Annotated in this window: 23 protein-coding genes; 12 read left to right on the top strand and 11 right to left on the bottom strand. The window is 39.4% G+C overall.

Annotated features, from left to right (window positions below):
• Nucleotides 1-117 precede the first annotated feature (117 nt).
• Nucleotides 118-1,053 (top strand): ATP-binding cassette domain-containing protein, encoded by a 936-nt coding sequence (locus CEY16_RS11385; RefSeq protein WP_101332157.1) that lies wholly within the window; start codon nucleotides 118-120, stop codon nucleotides 1,051-1,053.
• 26 nt (nucleotides 1,054-1,079) lie between these two features.
• Nucleotides 1,080-1,904 carry an ABC transporter permease gene (locus CEY16_RS11380; RefSeq protein ID WP_101332156.1) on the top strand — a complete coding sequence of 275 codons (825 nt, stop codon included), beginning with the start codon at nucleotides 1,080-1,082 and terminating at the stop codon, nucleotides 1,902-1,904.
• 60 nt (nucleotides 1,905-1,964) lie between these two features.
• On the opposite strand, the gene CEY16_RS11375 is transcribed toward CEY16_RS11380, so the two are convergent.
• A complete protein-coding gene (locus CEY16_RS11375; protein WP_101332155.1) occupies nucleotides 1,965-2,831 on the bottom strand; it encodes an SDR family oxidoreductase in 867 nt (288 codons plus the stop codon).
• Nucleotides 2,832-2,937: 106 nt separating this feature from the next.
• Nucleotides 2,938-3,120: an H-type small acid-soluble spore protein gene (locus tag CEY16_RS11370; protein WP_101332154.1), complete on the bottom strand. Its 183-nt coding sequence runs from the start codon at nucleotides 3,118-3,120 to the stop codon at nucleotides 2,938-2,940.
• Between the two features lie 211 nt (nucleotides 3,121-3,331).
• On the opposite strand from CEY16_RS11370, the gene CEY16_RS11365 reads away from it, so the two are divergent.
• The 3 genes from CEY16_RS11365 to CEY16_RS11355 all read left to right on the top strand — a co-directional run bounded on the left by CEY16_RS11365 (nucleotide 3,332) and on the right by CEY16_RS11355 (nucleotide 6,980).
• A complete protein-coding gene (locus tag CEY16_RS11365; protein WP_101332153.1) occupies nucleotides 3,332-4,762 on the top strand; it encodes a hypothetical protein in 1,431 nt (476 codons plus the stop codon).
• Nucleotides 4,763-4,916: 154 nt separating this feature from the next.
• Nucleotides 4,917-5,825 carry an ABC transporter ATP-binding protein gene (locus tag CEY16_RS11360; RefSeq protein WP_101332152.1) on the top strand — a complete coding sequence of 303 codons (909 nt, stop codon included), beginning with the start codon at nucleotides 4,917-4,919 and terminating at the stop codon, nucleotides 5,823-5,825.
• Between the two features lie 12 nt (nucleotides 5,826-5,837).
• Nucleotides 5,838-6,980: an ABC transporter permease gene (locus CEY16_RS11355; protein WP_101332151.1), complete on the top strand. Its 1,143-nt coding sequence runs from the start codon at nucleotides 5,838-5,840 to the stop codon at nucleotides 6,978-6,980.
• Between the two features lie 199 nt (nucleotides 6,981-7,179).
• Here CEY16_RS11355 and CEY16_RS11350 read toward each other — a convergent pair whose 3' ends face one another.
• Both CEY16_RS11350 and CEY16_RS11345 read right to left on the bottom strand, forming a co-directional pair.
• A complete protein-coding gene (locus tag CEY16_RS11350) occupies nucleotides 7,180-8,649 on the bottom strand; it encodes a phospholipase D family protein (protein WP_101332150.1) in 1,470 nt (489 codons plus the stop codon).
• A gap of 103 nt (nucleotides 8,650-8,752) precedes the next feature.
• Nucleotides 8,753-10,246: a UDP-N-acetylmuramoyl-L-alanyl-D-glutamate--2,6-diaminopimelate ligase gene (locus CEY16_RS11345; protein WP_101332149.1), complete on the bottom strand. Its 1,494-nt coding sequence runs from the start codon at nucleotides 10,244-10,246 to the stop codon at nucleotides 8,753-8,755.
• A 193-nt stretch (nucleotides 10,247-10,439) separates the two neighbouring features.
• On the opposite strand from CEY16_RS11345, the gene CEY16_RS11340 reads away from it, so the two are divergent.
• Both CEY16_RS11340 and CEY16_RS11335 read left to right on the top strand, forming a co-directional pair.
• Nucleotides 10,440-11,750, top strand: a complete 1,311-nt coding sequence (locus tag CEY16_RS11340) for a TraB/GumN family protein (protein WP_101332148.1) — start codon at nucleotides 10,440-10,442, stop codon at nucleotides 11,748-11,750.
• A gap of 34 nt (nucleotides 11,751-11,784) precedes the next feature.
• Entirely contained in the window at nucleotides 11,785-12,189 is a 405-nt protein-coding gene (locus tag CEY16_RS11335; protein ID WP_101332147.1) for a hypothetical protein, read from the top strand.
• A gap of 99 nt (nucleotides 12,190-12,288) precedes the next feature.
• On the opposite strand, the gene CEY16_RS11330 is transcribed toward CEY16_RS11335, so the two are convergent.
• The 3 genes from CEY16_RS11330 to CEY16_RS11320 form a co-directional block, all read right to left on the bottom strand.
• Nucleotides 12,289-12,954 (bottom strand): hypothetical protein, encoded by a 666-nt coding sequence (locus CEY16_RS11330; RefSeq protein ID WP_101332146.1) that lies wholly within the window; start codon nucleotides 12,952-12,954, stop codon nucleotides 12,289-12,291.
• A 57-nt stretch (nucleotides 12,955-13,011) separates the two neighbouring features.
• Entirely contained in the window at nucleotides 13,012-13,467 is a 456-nt protein-coding gene (locus CEY16_RS11325; RefSeq protein ID WP_238378837.1) for a GNAT family N-acetyltransferase, read from the bottom strand.
• A 177-nt stretch (nucleotides 13,468-13,644) separates the two neighbouring features.
• Nucleotides 13,645-14,403: an SDR family NAD(P)-dependent oxidoreductase gene (locus tag CEY16_RS11320; protein ID WP_101332145.1), complete on the bottom strand. Its 759-nt coding sequence runs from the start codon at nucleotides 14,401-14,403 to the stop codon at nucleotides 13,645-13,647.
• Between the two features lie 169 nt (nucleotides 14,404-14,572).
• Between CEY16_RS11320 and CEY16_RS11315 the strand changes: the two genes are divergently transcribed.
• The gene (locus tag CEY16_RS11315; protein WP_101332144.1) at nucleotides 14,573-15,742 is read left to right on the top strand and encodes a TraB/GumN family protein; all 1,170 of its coding nucleotides are present in this window, start codon (nucleotides 14,573-14,575) and stop codon (nucleotides 15,740-15,742) included.
• A gap of 164 nt (nucleotides 15,743-15,906) precedes the next feature.
• Complete coding sequence (rlmN, locus tag CEY16_RS11310) at nucleotides 15,907-16,983, top strand: dual-specificity RNA methyltransferase RlmN (protein WP_101332143.1); 1,077 nt, start codon at nucleotides 15,907-15,909, stop codon at nucleotides 16,981-16,983.
• A gap of 71 nt (nucleotides 16,984-17,054) precedes the next feature.
• On the opposite strand, the gene CEY16_RS11305 is transcribed toward rlmN, so the two are convergent.
• Complete coding sequence (locus tag CEY16_RS11305) at nucleotides 17,055-17,324, bottom strand: hypothetical protein (RefSeq protein WP_101332142.1); 270 nt, start codon at nucleotides 17,322-17,324, stop codon at nucleotides 17,055-17,057.
• Between the two features lie 229 nt (nucleotides 17,325-17,553).
• Here CEY16_RS11305 and CEY16_RS11300 point away from each other — a divergent pair, with 229 nt between their 5' ends.
• A complete protein-coding gene (locus CEY16_RS11300; RefSeq protein WP_101332141.1) occupies nucleotides 17,554-18,192 on the top strand; it encodes a hypothetical protein in 639 nt (212 codons plus the stop codon).
• A 4-nt stretch (nucleotides 18,193-18,196) separates the two neighbouring features.
• Here the strand turns inward: CEY16_RS11300 and CEY16_RS11295 are convergent, their stop codons facing one another.
• Both CEY16_RS11295 and CEY16_RS11290 read right to left on the bottom strand, forming a co-directional pair.
• On the bottom strand, nucleotides 18,197-18,541 hold the full coding sequence (locus tag CEY16_RS11295; protein ID WP_162297928.1) for a nuclear transport factor 2 family protein: 345 nt from the start codon (nucleotides 18,539-18,541) through the stop codon (nucleotides 18,197-18,199).
• A 1-nt stretch (nucleotide 18,542) separates the two neighbouring features.
• A complete protein-coding gene (locus CEY16_RS11290) occupies nucleotides 18,543-19,709 on the bottom strand; it encodes a PQQ-dependent sugar dehydrogenase (protein WP_101332139.1) in 1,167 nt (388 codons plus the stop codon).
• 212 nt (nucleotides 19,710-19,921) lie between these two features.
• On the opposite strand from CEY16_RS11290, the gene CEY16_RS11285 reads away from it, so the two are divergent.
• A complete protein-coding gene (locus tag CEY16_RS11285; RefSeq protein ID WP_101332138.1) occupies nucleotides 19,922-21,706 on the top strand; it encodes an alpha/beta hydrolase family protein in 1,785 nt (594 codons plus the stop codon).
• A 67-nt stretch (nucleotides 21,707-21,773) separates the two neighbouring features.
• Here the strand turns inward: CEY16_RS11285 and CEY16_RS11280 are convergent, their stop codons facing one another.
• Entirely contained in the window at nucleotides 21,774-22,529 is a 756-nt protein-coding gene (locus CEY16_RS11280; protein WP_101332137.1) for a 3-hydroxybutyrate dehydrogenase, read from the bottom strand.
• Between the two features lie 288 nt (nucleotides 22,530-22,817).
• Between CEY16_RS11280 and CEY16_RS15250 the strand changes: the two genes are divergently transcribed.
• Entirely contained in the window at nucleotides 22,818-22,982 is a 165-nt protein-coding gene (locus CEY16_RS15250) for a hypothetical protein (protein WP_162297927.1), read from the top strand.
• Nucleotides 22,983-23,072 lie beyond the last annotated feature (90 nt).

Raw genomic sequence — 23,072 nt, 5'->3', positions numbered from 1 at the left:
GCGGGTTATTTTTTATATACTTAGTTTCATCGTTTCTCCTAGAGGATTTTGACTTCCATTACCATTAAATAGATAATACGAGTAGTGATTATGTCACTTGAAGGGAGAGTTCAAGTTATGGGATCAATTATTAAAGTGAATGATTTAACAAAGACATATAAAAAAGTGGATGCTGTTAAAGGTATAAATTTTGAAGTAGAAAAAGGAGAAATTTTTGGTTTTCTTGGACCGAATGGAGCTGGGAAAAGTACTACCATAAATATGATTTGTACGATGCTGCCTCCAACTTCAGGAAGTATCGTCATCAATGGTTATGATGTAAAGAAACATAAGGATGAGGTACGAGGAAGTATCGGGATCATCTTTCAAGAAAACACCTTAGATGAAAAGTTGACAGCCAATGAAAATCTAATGCTGCACTGTCGTTTTTATAAAGTCCCTAAAGAGAAACGGGAAGAACGTATTCAAGAAGTTTTGGAAATTGTGGATTTAGTGGACGAGCGCAAACAAAGAGTAGAAACTTACTCCGGTGGAATGAAGCGTAGATTAGAGATCGCACGTGGATTGCTGCATTACCCGAAAGTATTGTTTTTGGATGAGCCGACTGTGGGGTTAGACCCTCAAACACGTGCTCATCTATGGGAATATATTTTGAAGTTAAAGGAAAAAGAAGGAATTACGATGTTCTTGACTACTCATTACTTAGATGAAGCTGAAATCAGCGATCGTGTCGCTATTATGGATAAAGGAGAAATTATCGCTATTGATTCTCCGACAGCTTTAAAAGATCAACTCGGCGGGGATATCATAGAGCTATCTACAGAGGATAATGAGAAGGCCCTTGAAGAAATCCGTGAAAAGGTAGAAGGGGCGGAAGTGACAGTAAAAGAGGATACGATTCATTTGAAGGTCTCCAGTAGTGACGCGTTCATTTCTACATTCATCAAGACATTGAATATCCCAGTCACTCGGTTGAATATCAGAAAACCGACTTTGAATGATGTATTTCTAGCATTTACAGGTAGAAAAATCGGTGAGAGCAGTGACAAATAATCGATGGGGAAAGGAGAGGAACTAATATGGAAGGTATTTTCGCCATTTGGCAAAGAGATATAACGAAATTTTTTCGCGACAGGGCTAGACTCTTTGGATCTTTTACGATGCCGATACTATTTTTACTAATATTCGGTGGAGGAATGAGTGGCACGATGGAAACGATGATGACAGGCAACATGGGAGAAGCTGAAGGTTTCAACTATGTTGAGTTCGTATTTCCAGGAATCGTTGCGATGACACTGTTGATGACTTCCGTATTTTCTGCGATGTCCGTGATTGAAGATAAGGACTTCGGGTATATGAAGGAAATTCTAGTATCCCCGATTTCACGTGTAAGTATTGCGGTAGGTAAAATGCTTGGTTCAGCGACGGTTGCTACGATTCAAGGAGTCATCTTATTTGCTCTGATTCCGTTCCTTGGATTGTCTTATGATTTCATGGCGATCATTCAGGTGATTCCGTTCATGTTTTTGTTAGCATGTGCTTTATCTGGATTAGGGCTGTTATTTGCGAGCCTTATAAGATCTACTCAAGGATTTCAGCTGACAGTGCAAATACTGGTCATGCCGATGATTTTCTTATCCGGAGCTTTGTTCCCGGTGAATAACATGCCCGCTTGGATGGACGTCATCGTTAAAATTAACCCCGTTACATACGGAGTGGACGTCATGAAGAAAATTATGATCGATGTTGATAACCTTTCATCCGTTGTTACGGAAACGATGGGCTTGAACATTTCAGTTTTCGGCAGACAAGTGACGATATTTGAAGAAATCTTATTTATTGTAGCTTTTTCAGTCGTGCTTGTACTGCTTGCGACGGTCAGTTTCAAGAGGGCTAATGCATAGTGGATATAATATAAAGATTAAAGCAGAAGGGACTCTTAGGTCGCTTCTGCTTTTTTGATTTTAAGAAGAGGTATATGAGCCTCCATTAATGTGAATCGCTTGTCCTGTCATATAAGATGATTCATCTGATGCAAGCATGACGAATGGCCAAGCGTGTTCTGATGGTTGACCTGGGCGACCCATTAAATTGTTTTGCCCAAATTTTTCAACACCATCTTCACCGAAAGAAGAAGGAATTAATGGGGTCCAAACGGGTCCAGGTGCAACCGTATTCGCTCGGATTCCGCGATCAGCTAAACTTTGTGCGATGCTTCGTGTAAAGGCTGTAACAGCTCCTTTAGTTGCTGAGTAATCCATTAGTATCGCGTTCCCTTGGTAAGCGTTGATCGACGATGTATTGATGATGGAATCGCCTGATGACATGTGTGGAACGGCTGCCTTCGTCAAATAGAACTGGGAGAAAAAGTTCGTCTGGAACGTTTCTTCAAACTCTTCGTTCGTAATGTCTTCAATATTTTCACGAATGTATTGAATGGCAGCATTGTTAACTAGAATATTGAGCTTTCCAAAGGTTTCAACTGTTTTAGAAATGAGGTCTTCGCAGTGTGAAGGATCTTTAATATCCCCCGGTAACAGGAGGCACTTGACCCCTTCTGCTTCGACCATTTTCTTCGTTTCTTCAGCGTCTTCGTGTTCATCCCAGTACGAGATGGCCACATGTGCTCCCTCTTTAGCATATAGAAGGGACACCGCACGGCCAATTCCGCTGTCGCCACCTGTAATTAAAGCGACTTTATCTTTCAGTTTGTCGGTTCCTTTATACTCTTTAGGTTGATGAGGGAGAGGGTTCATTTTTGATTCAATGCCTGGTTGTTTATCCTGATGTTGGCGAGGCGTGCTGCCCTTTTGCATATCTCTTGGATCCATACCTGTCATTCCTCCTTGTTTTTAAAAAGAGCTCTGATTAAGCATTAAACAATTGACTAACAATTATGCAAAAAAGAACCTCTAAAAAGAGGCTCTTTTGAGTGAATTATTCTTCTTCTTTTAATTCTTGTACGTCCACTTCGAAATTTGTTTCCGAACGTTTAACGTAGTGTATGGTAGCTTTCTGGTTTTCATCATCAATATCTTCAATATAAACATACTCGTCTTTATAAATTACGTTTCTCATATTTGGATCTTCTTTGATATCTTTCGCTCTCATAAGGTTCATGATATTACCTCCAGTTTTGAATTTATAATATATGGTTCTCTTTGTAAGCTACTTTTATTATTAGCTTGTGCTGTTCAGATATCCGAATGTATGAAAAGTTAAACTCATTCTGCCAATTTGAAATGTAAATGTAAAAAAGTAGTTTGTTCGTTTCGTACGCGCACCAACATAGGCGTGTATACATATGATGTTCCAAAAGGGGGACATCAAGGTGGAATTGACAGTAGCTCATTGGGCTTACGCCATCGTGACGTTAGTTGTAATACTGACAATGGTGTTCCGTAAAGGAGTCGTCTTACCGACGCTTTTAGGAACATTTTTAGTGGCGTGGTTATATAAAGGAAGTTTAGTAACAGGTTTTACGGCAGTTTTTAATGCGAATCTAACGGCTGCCAAAGAGTTATTCAGTATTTTTTTAATCATTACGTTTATGGTCGCTTTACTTCATTCATTAAAAGATTTAGGTGCCGATCAGCAAATGATTGCGCCTGTGCAAAAGATTATGACCAATGGGCACATTGCTTATGTTGTGCTGATTGGAATAACGTTTGTCATTTCATTATTCTTTTGGCCTACCCCAGCAGTTCCTTTGATTTGTGCTTTATTGGTACCAGCAGCAGTCCGCGTTGGTTTACCTGTTATAGGGGCAGCAATGGTAGTAGCTTTGGCTGGGCAGGGGATGGCGTTATCTTCAGACTATATTATGCAGGTAGCACCTATGCTTAGTGCCTCATCTGCAGGTGTTTCGACAGGTGCAGTAGCCGGTAAGGCTTTGTTACTTTCCTTGGTCGCTGGTGCAATAGCTATTTCAATAGCTTACTTTATGACAAGGAAGAATATTAGGAAGCCAGATGATCCTGAAAACCTGGAAGAATTGAAGACGTTACCTGGTCAAACGAAGTCTGAAGTGTCGAGTACGATGGCTACGACCTCCTCACCTCGTTTGAAAAAGATCTTCGCTATTCTCGTTCCGCTAGCAATGCTTGGTATTATGGTTTTTATGATTTATACCAAATTCTCAGGTGGAAGAGAAGGTGGGTTCGAAGGAGGGGACGGTGCAGCTTTAATCGGTGGAGTTGCCGTCATACTTTTAGCCGCAGCTTCGATCGCTTTTGGTAAAGTAAAAGCGTTGGACCGTATAAGTGAACATATTACCAATGGCTTTGTCTTTGCTTTCAAGGCTATGGGTCCAGTTATCCCAATTGCAGGTTTTTTCTTTCTTGGAAGTGGCGACTTTTCTGCAGGAATATTATCGATGGGAGAAGAAGCGGGCCCGGCATTATTATTCGATCTAGTTGAAGCGGGTCAAAACGTCATTCCAGAAAGTGCATTCTTGACCGCCTTTGGGATATTGATCATTGGAATCATCACTGGGTTAGATGGATCAGGATTTTCTGGTCTACCACTAACTGGAGCATTGTCAGGAGCTTTGGCGACAGGTGATATCGACTCAGCAACACTAGCTGCTATCGGACAGATGGGTTCAATCTGGACGGGTGGTGGAACGCTAGTCGCATGGTCATCATTAGTTGCAGTAGCAGGGTTCTGTGGTGTTTCAGCCTTAGAGTTGGCTCGCAAAAACTTCATTCCAGTTATGTGTGGTTTGATCATATCGACGCTGGTAGCCATTTGGATTTGGTAGCTTAGTAGAAAAAGTCGGGTACTTTCGCCCGACTTTTTTAATGATAGTTTATAGTTATAAAACAATCTTAGATATAATATATGTGAAAGAATACCCATAAAATTATGTATAATGTTAAGTAGTAAATAGATAAAAAATGTTAGGGAGTGAGATATTGATTCAGCTTAACCATATTCACAAGCATTACGGACCAAGGGTTGCTCTTGATGACGTGAATCTACATATCAGTAATGGTATTTGTTTTGGGCTAATTGGACCAAATGGAGCAGGCAAATCAACATTGATGAAGATTTTGTCCTGTATTTTAGAAGATTTTGAGGGTGAGGCTCTTGTGTCTGACCAACCTTTGAGAGAAAACCGTGATTCTATCAAGAAAAAACTAGGCTATGTACCACAGGAGATTTGTCTAGAAGAAAAATTGACTGCGATCGATAACCTTTCGTTCTTTGGTAGAATTTATGGCCTTAAAGGAAATGACTTAAAGCATGCGATGGACAAGGTAATGAAAAAAGTCGGACTGTATGACCGTCGCAAAGATTTAGTCTCTTCTTTTTCAGGTGGGATGAAACGGAGGATGAATATCGCTTGTGCATTACTTCATAACCCGAAAATCATCATACTGGATGAGCCTACAGTTGGCGTAGACCCTCAATCTAGAAATTATATCTTTGATATTATAAAAGATTTAAAAAAAGAAGGAAAGACTGTGCTTTATTCAAGTCACTACATGGAAGAAGTAGAGAATCTTTGTGATGAAATCGCTTTGATAGATAGCGGGAATATCGTCGAGTATGGTTCAATCCGTGAAATATTGAAGAAGCACGCCACCCCTTCCATCTTCGTACAGAGTGAAGGCATTAAAAAGAAAGATTTGGTTACATTCGGAGAGGTTACAGAGGTGAAGGATGGTTTTGTCGTGGAAACGGAAGAACCGTTAAAAGTCATGGATGATTTGGCGAGTATTTTCATAGAAAAAAATATAAGTGTTGAACGTTTGGAGATTTCTAAACGAAGCCTAGAAGATATTTTTCTGACACTGACAGGCACTTCGTTAAGAGACTAGAGGAGGAAGCTTATGATTTGGAGTATAGCTAAAAATGAATTGAAGAAACAATTAAAGGATAAGAGCTTTTTCTTCTGGTTACTCGGAATGCCGATTCTATTTATTGTTTTATTCGCCTTTATGTTTGGAGAAGTAGATAATGTTACATATACCATCCATTATATGGACGAGGATGAAACTGAGATGTCTGAACAGTTCCTTTCAGCCGTTGAGGGCTCGGAGGTCTTTGAATTAGAGAAAGCTGAGAGCAAAAAGGAAGCTATTTCTTTGATCGAATCTGGTGAAATAAGTACTTTCGTTTTCCTTCCTGAGGGATTTGAGGAAAAATTATTTGAAGGTCAAGCGAATGAAGTTGAATTCCATTTTGATGGAGTTAAGCAAGATAACGTACGTCCCGTTCAAAATTTATTAGAAAATATAGCAAACGGGTTTCAAGAACAAAAGATTAACCGCATGATTACACAGTATGTGGATGATGAAGTTGAGCAAGATGCACTATTGGAGCCCCCAGTAACAATTGATCAAACGCGTCATGAGTCGGAAGAAATGAATGCCATTACTCAAATTGTACCGGGCTATACAGTTATGTTCACATTTTTCATCATCATTTCCATGGTTACTTCTTTTCTTAAAGATAAAGAAAGCGGTATGCTTGCAAGACTTACGAGCACACCATTGAATAAGTACCAATATTTAATTGGTAAATGGATCCCTTTTATACTGATCGTTTTTGTACAAACGTGGGCACTGCTGGGATTCGGCTATTTTGTGTACGACTTATACTTAGGAGATCTTGTAGCAATCACTGTCTTAACTATAGCGTTGACGTTAACGACAACTGGCTTAGGCTTAGCGATAGCTCTATTTTCTAAAAGTGAGAATTTCGGCATCATGATCACACAAATTCTTGCATTAGGTGGGGCGATGTTAGGAGGCTTATGGGTTCCTATGGAGATCATGCCTGATTTCATTCAAACCATTGGTCTATTCGTACCACAATATTGGGCGCAACAAGGCTTTCAAGACATCATGCTCCGAGGTGCTAACTTTTTAGACATCGGCCTTTCGGTAATTATCTTGCTAGGGGTAGGAGGCATAGGGTTGTTGATTGCCACTCGAGTTTTCAAGCCGTTTTTGAGAGATGCTAAGAGCTAATTTGGTGTCGAAACTTGGCATTATTTCCGGGGAAATAATTTTGCAATGATTGAAAAATATTCCGAGGCACAGCTTTCCTCGCGAAATGAACATATTTAAATCGATGAAAAACCTCTATCTTGCTACCGACAAATTGTCTATAGCTAAGATAGAGGTTTTATTTAAAAGTAAAAATAGATTGAGTACAAATTTCTCAGGCTTAATAGGTTGTTACTTGGAACATTTTTTGTAATAAATACCCTATATATTTGACTGTTGAGAGTCTGTTTTGTTTCTCTGAATATTCAACAGTGTATATGCCATCTTCGTTACTCCAAATTCTATTGAAATATTCGTCCACATTGTTCGTAATCTCGCTATCATTTGAAGCGATGACTCTTAAGTTCTCTTCTGGATTATAGTTATCCATATTTCGTGATGTATAATTCCCGGATCCACCAATAATTTCACTTTCATCAGAATAACGGACGTAAAGAAGTTTAGTATGGAATTGTTCTTTATTCGTGTCATACCATCTAATATTGAGGTAGTCAGTGTTGAGTTCTTGCAATTCCCCAGCTACTGGAAGGTTCGGAAGTCCCATTTTTTCGTTACCGAAAGCATTCTGGTTCGGATCTAGTACGATTCTAACCTCTGCTTCACGATCAGCTGCAGCCTCGAGCGCATCCACGATTTCACGGTCGGCCAAGTAAAACATTCCTACCCAGACTTCATCGCCCTTTTCTGCACGATTGATGGCATCTACTACTGATGCTTCAATTTTACTTTCTGTAACAACTTGAGCTTGCACTCCGGAATCTTCACCTTCAGAAGGCTCAACTAGTTCATCGACTTCCTCTTCGGTAGGAAAAGCTCCCATATCTCCTCCTGAAAATTCTGCGATAGCTTTCTCGGCGGTGATCATATCTTTTAAAATCTCACCTTTGACTTTAAAGCCGATATTAGAATGAAAACCACTCATATCATGTGGATTGGCAGAAATGATCATTCCTTCATTTTCTGTAATTGCTACTTTCCGGTGATTTGCTTTTACATTGAACAATTTCAGGAAGGAACGTAACGTGATTTGGGGAGCATCTTTGACCATCGGATTCGAAATCCATCCGTTACCTTTCTGCCCAAACCATTGGAACGCAGAACGCCAAAGTCCTGAATAATAAATGTTTGGATCCCGTAAACGGTTTAGATCTGTAAAAATGACTTCAGCTCCTGCCTCACGGAGAGGGGCTAATTGTTCTGCCTCGTGTGACCCGTAAGTGGTGTTGATAACATCACTGATGAAGACAACTTTTAAGTCAGGGTGTTCTTCCATCTGCTCAAGAATTTTGTTCGAAACGGTTGAACTGATCTCTGGATAATCCCGAGAGCCGTCTGTATATGAATTAATCATGAACATGTCTAAGATGAGAAATTCTTCGGCCTCTTCAATCGTTCGGTATAACGTATCAAAAATTGATTGATCATAAACTTCCTCGCCATCTTTTTCGTATGTCAGATCATACAAAAATTCAATATCATCCTCTGCAATCTGATGAACATCCCCTGCATATGACATCCCTTCCGGAATTGGCTTGAGTCTGTGGAAGAGCATCATTGTAATTAAAATAAGTGCTAGGCCTATTATGAATAGCCACTTTTTCCGTTGGAACCACTTTCTGTAAATTTGCATTTTTCATCGCCCTTTTATGTAAGTCTATTATCATTTCATACCCTTATTTCCCTTAATCATAACCGAAAAAAGCAGATAACTAATAGTTACCTGCCTAAAAAAATTAGCAAAGGGATTTTTCGTAGTAGTCATCAATAATGTCCGTATCAGAATGAGGGACCTCCTTCCCTTTGATAATCTGAGCGTCATTAATGCAACCACTTGTCAAAAGAATGATGTCGCCCTCATTGGAGAGATGTAATGCTTTCTCCACACCTTCTTTTCTAGTTAATGAAGTGTGGATGTTTGATGCAGTGGGTTCTTTGAAACCTGTCATCACTTGATCGACTACTTCTTGTGGGTCATGATAGCCAGGGTGATCGACTGTCACGACAATTTCATCAGCCTGTCCTTCAATCATCTGTGCCATCTTTGGCATTTTGTTGAAGTCGCGTATGCCAATGCCCGCAATCATGACAATCAATCGTTCATACTTTAGTTTCTTAACTTCCTCAATTAGGCGATTTAGTGCAACGGGTGTATGGGCGTAATCAAGAATCACTTTTTGGTTGTTTGGTTTAGAAATTACTTCAAACCGCCCTTGTGGACCTTCGAGTTTTCCGATGACATGTATGATTTCATTCATTGTATAGCCTAGGTGGAGTGCGCAACCAATTGCTGATAACACATTCGCAACATTGTAATCACCGAAGACAGGGACAAAAAGCTCGTAAGTTTGATTTTGATAAGTAAGATCGAAATAGCTTCCATCTTCATCTACATTGACCTTCGATGCAAATAAATCGGCGTCTGTATCACTCTCAAGGCTATAAGTGATTAATGGTCCTGTGTACGTTTCTAGAATTTCGTCAGCCATACCATCGTCATCAATGTTGACAACCGCAGTCTTAGCTTGTTTGAACAAACGTAATTTACAATCTCTGTAATGTTCAATTGTCTTGTGATATTCCAAGTGCTCTTCAGAAAAATTGGTGTGAATGGCCACATCGAAATCGATGCCCTCCACTCTGTACTGGTCTAAGGCAATTGAAGAGACTTCCATCGCCACGGCATCATTTTTCAAATCTGATAATTGTCTGCAAATCCTGAATATATCTAAAGATTCAGGAGTGGTAGGTGTACTTTTCTTATAGGGGAGCTTTTGGTTATCTGACCAAATGCCGGTCGTCCCGATAGATCCTGTACGTATACCTAATAAAGAAAGTAATGACCGCACATATGCGGCGACAGTCGTTTTTCCATTGGTCCCTGTGATTCCTATAGTTTTTAATGATTCATCCGGTTTTTTATACATATATTTAGCAATTATGGCCATTGTCTGCCTGATATTTTTTACAGAAATAAACGTAAGATCAGGATGTAATGAGCTTGATTGCTCGAGGACCTTCTCGTTCGTCCCGACAATCACTTTGGCTCCTTTTTGAATGGCGTCAAGTATATACTTATGCCCGTCCTCTGTAGAACCTTTTATGCAGAAAAAAATAGAGGGAGGGTCGATTCGGTCGGAATGGAAAGATAAGTCCGATACGTCCTGTTCCCTTGGTCCCCATATATTTGAAATATTTAATTGTTCAAGTGACGTGAAATGAATATTCATAGATGTTCCCCACTAACATGGTTGGATTATTCGTTCATTGGATGATAAATAGTATTTGCAAACGCTCAAAGAACATGTACTTATTGCAAATTGTTATTAAAAATTCGACAAAGTTATTACGTATCCATTACCACGTAATGATGAAACTGAAACCTTTTATTGAGGAACAATTTTGTACTAAGTGTTATTGCTATTGGTAGAGGGGTTTGGTACGATTCAATTATCTGGAAAAGTAGGGGCGGTTCGAGTGGTGAAAGAAAAGAGAATTCTTATTGTGATGGTAATGGTTGTAGGTTTGTTAGCAGCTTGTCAATCGGAAGAAACAGTAGAGTTTTCCGATGAAAACTTGGAAGCCGCGATTGCTGATGAAATAGATAACACAGAAGAGGACTGGTCAGTCAGCGATGTAGAAACAGTTTCCGAATTAGATTTATCTGAAAGTGAGATAATGGAACTAAGTGGCTTGGAAGCCTTTGATGGAGTTGAAATGTTGGACCTTTCGGATAACGACATTTCAGATATCAGTGTTTTGCTTGAAATGGAAGGTCTAAAAGAGGTTGACTTATCGGAGAATCCTTATAGAGATGTTGATGATCAACAAGAAATTGTAGATCAATTGACCGCTAACGAAATTGAAGTCATACATAATGAAAAAACATACGGAAGACCTGATGGCCCAGGCGGATTCCTGTGGAAAGTAGAGAATGAGGGAACTACTGTATACCTGCAGGGGACGATTCATGCAGGAACAAGAGATTTTTATCCATTACATGAAAAAATAGAAACGGCTTATCATGAATCTGATGTGATTGTACCCGAGATCGATTTGAATAATGTGGATATGGGAGAAATGCAGCAACTGAATAATGAGTTAGGAACTTATCAAGATGGAACTACTCTTCAAGACCATTTGCCAGAAGATCTATACAAAGAAGTTGATCAAGCATTGAACGGCTTTGGTCTAGGTGTCGAGATGGTTGAACAGTATAAACCTTGGTTTTTATCGACGTTGATTCAGCAGCTGATGATGCAAGAATTAGGTTACACATTCGGAGTGGACCAATATTTTCTAAATAAAGCAAACATGGATGACAAAGAAGTCCAAGACCTTGAAACGGTGGAGGAGCAGCTAGGAATTTTCGCTGACACGTCTGAAGAGTATCAAATTGAAATGCTCGAGGATTCTTTGATTTCACTTGAAGAAATGGAAGAGGATATGCTTGAAATGTTCGAGTTATATAAAGCTGGAGACGAAGACGATCTATTGGATTCATTGATGGAAGAAGAAGTTGCGACAGATGAGGTTGATGAAGAAGCTGAGGCATTCATGAAGGCAATTAATGATGACAGAAATTATGGTATGGCAGAGGAAATCGAAGGCTTCTTAGAGAATGGCGAAGGCCAAACATATTTCGTGATTGTGGGTAGCCTTCACTTGATCCTAGAACCTCATATCGTTTCGATTTTGGAAGAAGAGGGTTATGACGTGGAGAAGGTGCACTAGTTTTTTTAGGCAATAAAAGCGAGGGGGTTAGGGTTTGTGGGATCTTATAGAAGGTAATGAAGATATTTATATTATTTTGTACTGCTTAATTGTATTGGTAATTAACATTAGTTTCTTAAGGGATTATAAGAATATAAAAAAAGGACTTAACGAGATTTCTTCTAATGATTTGGAAGTTGATCCAGCCTCGCTTTCCTTGCTTTTTATCGGATTATTGTTTAATTTCTTTCGAAGATGGCTGATTTACATATTTGCAGTGTTAATTACGGAGAGCACTTTTGTCGTAATTATTTCATTCGTTTTGTTCGTAATAAGTTTATACGACAGCTTATTTAATTATAGTTTAGCAAGAGTGAAAAAATCGAACGCTGGATTGTACTTGGCGATTGCTGATACAGTATTCATATCAATTTTTGTTATATTTTTATTTGTTTCATAAAGGTTTTTCGAGGATATAAAAAAATAGGAATTAAAGATGAAAAAAATTTTATACAGGATCCTCATGGTCAATCGAATTCTTAAAGATGACCTATAAGTGTCAAAACTCTCTTGTTTCCGCCTCATTACTTGTACACTTAATATTATTATTTATCTTCTCAAGCATTTTAGTTGGATTATCAGCCCTAAATAAAACTGATTTAACGTATTTCTTTTTCCCATATGAGCTTTTCATTAGAGAAGGTTCTTTTAAGAAAATTTCATACTGAGGCGAATCCACATTTAACACTGAATGGTATTTGTCTTTAGGTTTATCCCCCCAAATATCACCTTTTTCTTCAACGGCTTTTATACAATCTATATCACTGAGATTTAATTTAATACTGCTCTGAAATCCAAAATGGATAATAAGGTGGTCTAAAAACAGACGATGAGGTAATAGCTTTGCAGAATTATATAGCCCTATTATGTATAACAAAGCGTAAATATTTAGTGCGGTGAAAACCCATGCAGCTACATCACTCCATAGTTGGATTAGATAATGAAATAATATCCCTTCCAAAAGAATAATAATTGAAAACACAATTACAAAGGTCTTTAGTTGAGAGGTCTTATGATAAGAATACGTTTTTTCACTATCGTTCACGTTTGGCTGTTTGAACCACCCTATAATTGAGTAATAGAAAACATTGAATTCCGTTAAGAACGTTTCAAAAATAAAACTGTTCAATTTAGGCTTCAACAACATACTCGATATAAATTTCATGACAAACACCCCTATACATTATCTTTCAACTAACGTTCTGATTGTTTAAAGAATAGTTCATTTATTTAATTGCCAGTAGAGCATGTCGTTATCAGTTTTTGATTTCTGCATGTTCAATTTCTCTAAAACTCTAATTGAGGCGGTATTATCTCTAAGGCATTCAGCTTTTATTTTTTCTACTGAATTAAAGTTAAATGCCCATTCAAAGACACATTTCAATGCTTCTGTTGCATAACCTTTGTTTTGTTCTGAAGTGGTGATTCCATATCCTACTTCAACGGATTTTTCTGCATCAGGCTTACCTTTAAATCCAAGGTCTCCAATAATTTTATTGTTCTGTTTATCTATAACTAGCCAAACGCCCCATCCAATAACAGAGGCATCTTCCTTAACTTCTTCAAGATACATTTCTATATGAGGCCCAATTTCGAATTCGTCAGTCGCATAAGTTGATAATGATTGCTCAGAACAAGGAGTAAGTTTTAGTCTTTCTGTTTGTAGTTGGATATTCATTTTCTTCCTGCCTCTTCTTTTTATACTTATTTTACCATGAAAAGACCAAGAATCGATCGGTTACCACACTATAAGTTTAATTGTTGTGAACCCAGCAATTTCATATAAAAAAAGTAGTTCAATTAAGAGTACAGACTGTATGTTTGCACCTCAAAAATGAACTACTTGATAACTCTTTTATTTTTCCTGGGCGATTCGTTTGGCAATCCTTGCTGCTGTTCTCCGAGGGAGGAATTTGGCTCCTATTGCACCGAAGCTGTTCATTCGACCGGTAATGACGACGCCTTTACCTTTTTGCATCGCTTCATAACCCTTTTGGGCGACAATAGAAGCGGGCATGGCACTGTCGAACATCTTCGTGTTACTTACGCCTGCAACGTCACCAAATTTAGTTTGTGTCGGCCCTGGACAAAGTGTGGTTAAACTGAGATTAGTATCTTCAAGTTCAACATTCAACGCTTCTGAAAATGAAAGTACATAAGATTTTGAAGCGTAATAGACAGCCATAAGCGGTCCTGGCTGGAAAGCTGCCGTACTAGCAACATTCATGATCTTACCGTGATTACGCTTTTTCATTTCAGGAAGGAAGTAATAGGTCAACTCCGTCAGCGCATTGATGTTGAGTTGAATCATTCTTGATTGTTCCTCGATAGGTAGCTCATCAAATGTGCCGAGCAAACCGAAACCAGCATTATTGACTAGGGTGTCGATTTGAAGATTATGATCTTTGATGAAGTGGAAAACATCTTTAGCTGCTTCAGGCTCACTAAGGTCCTTAGGAAGAATGGTCACATGATTATATGTCTTTTCAAGCTCTTGTAATTTTTCTTCATTTCGAGCGACTAGGATCATATCGTATTTATCCTCAGCAAACAAGTTTACAAGTTCCAAACCGATTCCACTTGTTGCTCCAGTTATTAGTACTGTCGGGCTCAATGTTCGTCCTCCTCATAATTATATCTCTCTTAAATGTATGGCAAATAAAGTCCAGTGTCCAACGATTTAAAATTCATCAAACAAATAATGGATTCTTTCATTAAATGCAGAGAAAAAATGTTAGAATAGATGTTATGAATGTTAATTTTCGAAAAAAAGGAAGTCTTACATGTCGGAAGAAAATATAACCAGATTAACTGTAGATGGTAAAGAAATTATTCTAATCGGTACAGCACACGTTTCGAAACAAAGTGCTGAACAGGTGAAAGAAGTGATTGAGCAAGAGAAACCTGACTCGGTATGTGTTGAGTTGGATGATCAACGCTTCCAATCGATTAAAGATAATAATAAGTGGAAAAATATGAATATCTTCAAGGTAATCAAGGAGAAGAAATCGACTCTTTTATTGATGAACATGATGATTTCATCATTCCAGAACCGAATAGCTAAACAGTTCGGGATCAAACCTGGGCAAGAGATGATCCAAGGGGTTGAATCGGCTGAAGAAATTGGGGCTGAATTGGTTTTAGCTGACCGAAATATCCAAGTAACGTTTTCTCGGATATGGAGAAATATTGGCCTAATGGGTCGTGCGAAGCTGATGATGTCAGTTTTTTATAGTATCTTCAGTCAGGATAAGGTCACTGAAGAAGAGCTTGAGAAAATGAAGTCTCAAGATATGCTTAACTCGGTGTTAAAAGAGTTCACTCAAGCATTTCCAAAGTTGAAGGTTCCTTTGATTGATGAAAGAGATCAATATTTAGCTCAAAAAATCAAAACTGCACCTGGTGAAAAAGTAGTGGCGGTACTTGGTGCTGCACACGTCCCGGGGATCAAGGAAGAGATTTACCGCGATCACGATCTAGAACGGTTGGCTCGTGTGCCTAAAAAATCAAAAAAACCTAAAGTGTTTGCATGGATGATTCCAATCGTTATCTTATCCGTGATTGCTTATACATTTGCGATGAATCCTGCTGCTGGATGGCAACAGACCATCAGTTGGATTTTATGGAATGGCTCCCTGTCCGCGCTTGGTGCGGCAATTGCTCTAGGACACCCGTTGACTGTTCTTACAGCATTTCTCGCGGCACCTTTCAGTTCACTGAATCCTTTGTTAGCAGCTGGGTGGTTTGCTGGGTTAGTGCAAGCGTGGATCCGTAAGCCGAATGTCTCTGATTTCGAGAATTTATCAGAAGATGTTCAGACGCTTAAAGGGTTCTGGGATAATAAAGCAACGAGAGTGTTACTTATTGTAGTGTTGACGAACATCGGAAGCTCACTGGGTACATTCATCGGTGGAGCGGATGTCATCCGAGTGTTTATTGAAAACTTAAGATAGTATTGAAGAAAGCCTGTTTTTTCTAAAAAGAAAAAGCGGGCTTTCGCTTTTAAAATAGGTCGCTTAAGCTTTTGGTTGTAACGGCTATCGGTTGAATTATGGGCCGATTTTCAGTAGTATAGACAAAGGATAAAAAGCATTTATTGAAGAAAGAAGGATTATTTATGAGTAAGCCATCCATTTATGGTTTGACGCAAGAACAATTGCGCGATTGGTTGGTTGAGAATGGACAAAAGAAGTTCCGTGCAACACAAGTGTGGGACTGGTTATATAAGAAGCGTGTCAAATCGTTCGATGAGATGACGAACTTGAACTCTGATTGCTTGAATCTTTTAAAGGAGAATTATAAGATTCAAACGCTTAAAGAGGCAATCAAGCAAGAATCTCAAGATGGTACGATCAAGTTTCTGTTTGAGCTAGAAGATGGGAACTACATCGAAACGGTATTGATGCGTTTCAATTATGGTTTATCCGTATGTGTGACGACACAGGTCGGTTGTAATATCGGTTGCTCATTCTGTGCAAGTGGTATTTTGGCGAAGAACCGTGATCTTACAGGTGGCGAAATCGTTGAGCAGATTATGAACGTTCAACACCACTTGGATGATCAAGCAAAAGAAGAGCGTGTCAGCCACATCGTCGTGATGGGTATCGGAGAGCCGTTTGATAACTACGATCACATGATGGATTTCCTTCGAGTGGTGAACGACCAAAAAGGACTTTCAATCGGTGCTCGTCATATCACCGTTTCAACAAGTGGTTTAGCTGATAAGATGTATAAGTTCGCAGACGAAGGAATTCAAATCAATCTTGCATTGTCACTTCACGCGCCGAATAATGAGCTGCGTACAAGATTGATGAAAATCAATAAGGCTTTCCCGCTTGAGAAGCTGATGCCAGCTGTCGATTATTACTTGGAAAAGACGAACCGGCGGATTACGTTCGAGTATATTTTGATTCATGATGTGAACGACCATCCCGAAGAAGCACGTCAGTTAGTCGAGATGTTGAAGGATAAGAAGCATTTATCCTACGTGAACTTGATTCCTTACAATCCAGTTGCTGAACACATCGATTACGAACGTAGCTCTAAAGAAAATATTCTGAAGTTCTACGAGATCCTGCTTGAAAATAACATCAAGTGTGGTGTTCGTGTCGAGCACGGAACAGATATCGACGCAGCTTGTGGTCAATTACGCAGTAAGCAGTTACAGAAAGCTAAGAAGAAAGAAAAAGCATAAATTTTAATGAAGGAGTCCTCAAAATAGAGGGCTCTTTTTTTGGGTGCGTACCTGAAAGAGTCGATTTAAATTTACACAAACAAACTAGCCACCACCACTAAACCAAAAGAGACAAATCCAGCAATTTTTACGGGGTGACTGTTTTTATACTCATTAAATGGAGTTACTCGCCTTACAATTTCCCCAAACAATACAGTTCCTAAAAGAATAATAATTCCTCCAAAGATTAAAACGTTATCCATTGTATTAGCTATTTCACCAATGTGATCAATAAAAAGCAGCCATAAATATCCTAAAAATGCATATAAGGTGATAGACAGAACAAAATCTTTGTTTTTCAAAGCTTTACCCCCCTCTTAATTTGATAGTATTTTATCACATTTTCTACATTTTGGAAGATTAAATTAAAATCCACTTCTAAAAAATTGATGAAACACTAGTGATTTTATCCGTAACTATTTCTGCATTCTCAATTCAACAGCTTTTCCAGCGAAACTTCCTTCATAGAATTAATGATGTTCAACTCCGCTGCATAAACTTTATTAACAACTAATAAAGGATGCGGTCAGAATGGCGAAAGTTCAATTGGCACTTGCAGCCAGAGGAAAAGACGAAGGGGCATTCAAAGCTTGGGGATCGCGAGCTGTCGGTAAAAACAATACCAAGCAATGGGGGTCTGGGAAGGAACTGCTTCAACACTTGGTTGACGCTACAAATGGGGGGGAGAATTGCATTGAAAAGCTGTATGTGTTCAGCCATGCGTGGCCATATGACCCCGACGGAAATCGTGGGGGGGTGAAGCTTGGTGGGGTGAATATTTCAGGTTTTTATTCGTATCCGCTGACGTATGACCACCGCGATGCAAGGTACATCAAAGACTTAAGAAGGTTGATTAAGAATGGGGACATCCGCTTTTGCGATAGATGCAAAGTGATTTTCACTGGTTGTCGTGTGGCATCTAGCAAATTCCCAGAAGAATTCATCCGGCTTAGCAGGTGTAAACTCATTGCCTCAAATGGTTCCAGCCACCCGGATCCAGGTAACCCGCCAGGTGATGAGACAGGTGTGTGGTTCAGTACGGCAGGCGGATGGGAGGAGCAGCAAGCAGAGAAGAATGACGGACACTATGTTGGGTGGATTGAATATGAGATGGACTCCTCGGGTGATATTTATGAAAAAGAACTTGGCAAAAACATTTCTCTTTGGTAAGTGACTACTCTTCGATCACATAAGCGGTGAGCTTTTTGATTTTCGGGTTCTTAAAACTATTAAATTCATACACATCACAGAAGTGGATTTTCTTTGACTCAACTGTGATGACACCATTCACCGATGCAGTTTTTCCATGTGTGATAATCTTATCGATGGTCAAATCATGATGTTTTTCAGCATCCATTGAGTTAAGCCTTTGGACGACTGCATCTTTACCTTCCAACAGTTGATCACCAACCATATGGGATTGGATATCGTCAGTAATACTTTCCGCTACAAAATCTACATCTCCGGCCACGAAGGCTTCATTAAATTCTCGTAAGAACTTCTCCTTTTCAGTTGTCATATCATTCATCCTCACCAATGTTTATTCGAATCAATCGATCATCTTCTTCGGTCGGTGATCCACGACCGTCACGGTTACTCGTGATCGCGAAAATCGATCCATCTTGTATATATACGTCGCGCATCCGTCCGAACCCTTCTTCGGCAGTTTCGGCGTCTTTTGTTGATAGATCGAGTTTTATAATTCGAGAGCCTCTTAGTGTTGCTATATAAAGCTTTTCGTTATGAAAAGATATTCCTGACGGAGCCCATGTCTCTTCGCCAGTATGATAGAACGGAGTTTCCATGCCTTCCGAAGTTTCGTCTCCTTCAATTTCCGGCCAACCGTAATTATTGCCAGCCTCAATCAAATTGATTTCATCGTGAGCACTTTGGCCATGTTCTGAGCTGTACATCGTTCCATCATCACCCCAAGCTAATCCCTGAGGGTTTCGGTGGCCGTAAGAATAGACATAAGAGTCATCGAATGGATTGTCGCTTGGAATAGTACCGTCAAGGTTCATTCTTAAAATTTTTCCTGCTAAACTGTTTCGGTCTTGAGAAAGCGCAGGGGTTGCAGCATCTCCTGTAGTAATGTAAAGCTTTTCATCTGGCCCTACCTTCAAACGCCCACCATTGTGAATGCGCTCACTTGGTATCTCATCTAAAAGAATAGAGGTCTCCGTCCATTCCTCATCATCTTTTTCTAATAAAACGACCTTGTTGAATGTTTCACCAGAATCTTGATAGGTGTAGTATGCGAAGGCTTGTTGCGATTCTTCAAAAGGTGGCACGAGTTCGAAACCGAGTAATCCGCCTTCACCTTCATGGTGCACGGGGCTTGGTAGATTGAGGCTCTGTTCGTTCTTTTCTCCATCTAAATTTATTTCATATAGTCGCCCAGCTCGTTCTGTAACGTAAAGGCGCTCATCAGTTTTGGAAATTGTCCACGGTATTTCCAAGTTAGTCGTTAGAACCTCAGTTTTATCAGTGAATTGCCCGTCCTCTGAACGATCTTTATTTTCTTCGGGTTCATCTGTCTCAGATTCTCCTTGGTCCTCCGATTCAGCGTTCTCCACAACTTCCTCGCTTTCCTGTGAATCTTCTGTATTCATATTTTCATCCTTCTCATCCGGGCCACATGCGGCTATGAGCGTGAGCGAGAAGAGTAACAGGATTACACGTAACATGGCAAAGTCCTCCATTCATGTATTTACCTAAATAATAGCAGATAGATTAAGGAATCGCAGTTTTAAGCATAAGATAATTTCCTTCTGGAGACGGAGAGGAATTACGACTTGTTTTAGATGACTTAATTTTCAAAAAAATATACAATGAGGTAGGAAAGTTTATTTTTTTCTAGAAATGATAAAAGAGTCATGAAAAAGAGAGGGGAAAAAAGATGATTGAGTTTAAGAAACCGGGAGTTGAGCAATTCTTTCAAACGTATGGCATTCAGACGTTCGCCGTGCGTCCCGACGAAAAACAACTAGTATTCAGTACGAATCTTAATGGGAAATATAATTTGTGGGGGATGGACTTACCTAATACATTTCCTTATCCGTTAACCGCTCATGATCAAAGCACAAGTGAAATCGGTTTTGAACCGAATGGAAAATATATCGTGGCAATCAGCGACGAGGATGGCGACGAAAACGGACAGATATACGCGGTACCTACCCAAGGTGGTGAACTTGTCGACCTAAGAACAGCAGAAGGAAAACGACATATGGGTACTATTTTTTCAGAGGATGGACGTTATTTGTATTATTCATCTACAAAGGACGATGAAACGTTTTTGAAAATTTATCGCTATGATATTGAAAACGATGAGGAAGAAATTATCGTACACGGTGATGGAGCAGCTACGTTTTTAATTGATGTAAGCCCTGATGGTAAAAGTGTTGTCTACGGAAAACATATTTCTAATACGAGTAATCTTTTGTATGTACAACATGACGGTAAATCATATCCTCTTACAGATGAGGAAGGGCCGGATCATACCTTTGGTGGTGTAGTATTCACTTCCGATAATGATATTTACTTCACGACGAATTACGGTGCCGATCAAGGCTACCTTGCAAAATATGATATTAAAAAAGAGAAGTTCGAGAAAATGAATGATTTCGAAGGTCAAGATATTTCAAATCTCAAATACGATAAAGAAAATGAGTTGCTTTATGTGGTTAGTCACCAAGGGGTGGTAGATCGATTATTCAGTTTTGATTTGTTTAATGGGGTGATTAGGAAGGTAGATACTCCGTGTGATGTTATCGAACAACTAAAGGTATCAAAAAGTGGCAATGTATATATTTTAGGACGTTCAGCAACGATTCCTTTCAATATTTATCAGTTGGTTGGTGAAAAGTGGTCGAACCTGACCAACTTCGGTGTACCTGGAGTCAGTCAAGACGAGATGTCCACTCCTGAAATTGTAAAGTATCCTTCTTTCGATGGACTTGAGATTGAAGCCTTGTTCTTCCGAGCTAAACCAGAAAATGATAATGGTCATGTAATTTTGTGGCCACATGGAGGACCACAAGCAGCAGAACGCTCGTCATTCCGTGCGTTGTTCCAATTCTTGGTACATCGAGGGTACAGCATATTTGCCCCCAACTTCCGTGGATCCAGCGGTTACGGATTGAAGTACATGAAGATGGTAGAAGGTGATTGGGGACACGGTCCAAGACTTGATAACGTGGAAGGATTGGAATGGCTCATACGGGAAGGTTACGTAGATCGTGACAAAATCTTGTTGATGGGTGGTAGCTATGGTGGTTATATGGCGCTTCTGCTACACGGCCGTCACTCAAAATATTTCAAGGCAGTCGTTGATATTTTTGGAGTTAGTAATCTATTCAGCTTCATAGAGTCTGTCCCTGAGCACTGGAAGCCGATTATGGAAAAGTGGGTAGGAGATCCAGTTAAAGATAAGGTGAAATTGGAGGAAGATACACCAATTACCTATTTGGATTCCATGGATAAACCGATGCTCGTCATCCAGGGTGCAAAAGACCCGAGAGTAGTTAAGGCTGAGTCAGATCAGATTGTAGAAGCACTTCGCGATAAAGGTATTCATGTCGAGTATCTAGTGCTTGATGATGAAGGTCACGGATTCTCGAAGAAAGAAAATGAAATAAAGGTCTATCAAAAAGTACTTGAGTTCTTCGACCAATTTATAGATTAATAAAAATGCTCCCGGCAGTTTCTGAATGCGAACTGACCGGGAGTTTTTCTGTTTGTGTTTAGGTTTTTTACCAACCGCCTGAGACGCTGACTGTTTCTCCTGTTATTGCACCGGCTCTGTCAGATGCTAAGAATACGGCGGTGTGGGCAATTTCATCTGGCTCTAATAGCCGTTTCATCGGCTGTTTTTTTAATAAATTATTCTCTAGAGCCTCTTCCTCAGTCGTGCCGTCTTCCTCCGCAAGTCTTGCCAACTGGTTTTCTACTAGCTTCGTTCGTACCGCACCTGGCATGATCGCATTGACTGTAATTCCATCATTAGCTGTTTCAATTGCTACTGTTCTTGTAAGCCCGACTACTCCATGCTTAGCAGAAACGTAGGCAGATTTATAAGGCGAAGCTGTTTTTCCATGAACGGAGGAAATATTGATAATTCGACCGTATTGCTTTTCCTTCATATGTGGAATCAAAAACTTCGTCATCAGGAAAGGCCCCGTGAGCATGACATCTAAAAGCAATTGCCACTTCTCTACCGGGAAATCTTCTACTCGATCTATATGTTGTAGGCCAGCGTTATTCACCAAGACCTCCACACTACCAAATTCATTAATGATTTTTTGTATAAATCGTTCGACTTCCTCTACTTTTGAAACGTCCACTTGGTAACCCTTAGCTTGATTTAATTTTGAAGCGGCCTCTTCAGCCTTTTCTTGATTCAAGTCACCAATTACCACGTAATCTCCTTGATCACTAAATGCTTTAGCAATGGCGAACCCGATTCCTTGAGCTGCCCCTGTAACGACTACCGTTCGTTGATCATTCATCGTACCGCCCCCTATATTAAAGTAATTCGATGAAAATCAAAGATATCCTTTTTCTGAAATGAATGATTCGAAGGGCTGTAAAGCGCGCCATGCACGCGTTCAAGCATCTTATCTTTATTGCTTTAAAGTATAGGTAAATGTAGAGCATGTGACTATATAGTGAAGTATGAGATAATTTATCAAAGAATTTGTCCATTAAGCTTGAAATTATACTAATATTTGATATTATATACTTGTAAACAAAGATATATAAATATATTTATTTAGGGAGAAAGGGGATTTGAGAGCATGTTAACATCTCTTATTATCTTGTCGGCAGTTGTATTTGCATTTTTCGCAGTAGTATTCGCAGCACAAAACATCTCAACAACAATTAATAAACGCAAAGCAACATTTAATATAGATCCTGTTACAAATGGCTTGGACCTAGAAATGGAAGTCAGCCATCGATAGAAAGATCTGTATCATAAGAAAGCCAGTTACTCATTAATATGAGTAGCTGGCTTTTTTATACTTTAAGAATGTTTAACTTTGTTAAAGGAT

It is taken from the genome of Halalkalibacillus sediminis, assembly GCF_002844535.1.
Taxonomy (GTDB): Bacteria; Bacillota; Bacilli; order Bacillales; family Alkalibacillaceae; genus Halalkalibacillus_A; species Halalkalibacillus_A sediminis.
Note: the sequence above shows the minus strand (reverse complement) of the source record. Positions and strands in the feature narration are given on the sequence as shown.

What these genes read in the sequence shown, in the direction of transcription:
- CEY16_RS11385 (WP_101332157.1), top strand. Translation starts at nt 118, where the DNA reads ATGGGATCAATTATTAAAGTGAATGATTTAACAAAGACATATAAAAAA.
- CEY16_RS11380 (WP_101332156.1), top strand. Translation starts at nt 1,080, where the DNA reads ATGGAAGGTATTTTCGCCATTTGGCAAAGAGATATAACGAAATTTTTT.
- CEY16_RS11375 (WP_101332155.1), bottom strand. Translation starts at nt 2,831, where the DNA reads ATGGATCCAAGAGATATGCAAAAGGGCAGCACGCCTCGCCAACATCAG.
- CEY16_RS11370 (WP_101332154.1), bottom strand. Translation starts at nt 3,120, where the DNA reads ATGAACCTTATGAGAGCGAAAGATATCAAAGAAGATCCAAATATGAGA.
- CEY16_RS11355 (WP_101332151.1), top strand. Translation starts at nt 5,838, where the DNA reads ATGATTTGGAGTATAGCTAAAAATGAATTGAAGAAACAATTAAAGGAT.
- CEY16_RS11350 (WP_101332150.1), bottom strand. Translation starts at nt 8,649, where the DNA reads ATGCAAATTTACAGAAAGTGGTTCCAACGGAAAAAGTGGCTATTCATA.
- CEY16_RS11345 (WP_101332149.1), bottom strand. Translation starts at nt 10,246, where the DNA reads ATGAATATTCATTTCACGTCACTTGAACAATTAAATATTTCAAATATA.
- CEY16_RS11330 (WP_101332146.1), bottom strand. Translation starts at nt 12,954, where the DNA reads ATGAAATTTATATCGAGTATGTTGTTGAAGCCTAAATTGAACAGTTTT.
- CEY16_RS11325 (WP_238378837.1), bottom strand. Translation starts at nt 13,467, where the DNA reads ATGAATATCCAACTACAAACAGAAAGACTAAAACTTACTCCTTGTTCT.
- CEY16_RS11315 (WP_101332144.1), top strand. Translation starts at nt 14,573, where the DNA reads ATGTCGGAAGAAAATATAACCAGATTAACTGTAGATGGTAAAGAAATT.
- rlmN (WP_101332143.1), top strand. Translation starts at nt 15,907, where the DNA reads ATGAGTAAGCCATCCATTTATGGTTTGACGCAAGAACAATTGCGCGAT.
- CEY16_RS11300 (WP_101332141.1), top strand. Translation starts at nt 17,554, where the DNA reads ATGGCGAAAGTTCAATTGGCACTTGCAGCCAGAGGAAAAGACGAAGGG.
- CEY16_RS11295 (WP_162297928.1), bottom strand. Translation starts at nt 18,541, where the DNA reads ATGACAACTGAAAAGGAGAAGTTCTTACGAGAATTTAATGAAGCCTTC.
- CEY16_RS11290 (WP_101332139.1), bottom strand. Translation starts at nt 19,709, where the DNA reads ATGTTACGTGTAATCCTGTTACTCTTCTCGCTCACGCTCATAGCCGCA.
- CEY16_RS11285 (WP_101332138.1), top strand. Translation starts at nt 19,922, where the DNA reads ATGATTGAGTTTAAGAAACCGGGAGTTGAGCAATTCTTTCAAACGTAT.
- CEY16_RS11280 (WP_101332137.1), bottom strand. Translation starts at nt 22,529, where the DNA reads ATGAATGATCAACGAACGGTAGTCGTTACAGGGGCAGCTCAAGGAATC.
- CEY16_RS15250 (WP_162297927.1), top strand. Translation starts at nt 22,818, where the DNA reads ATGTTAACATCTCTTATTATCTTGTCGGCAGTTGTATTTGCATTTTTC.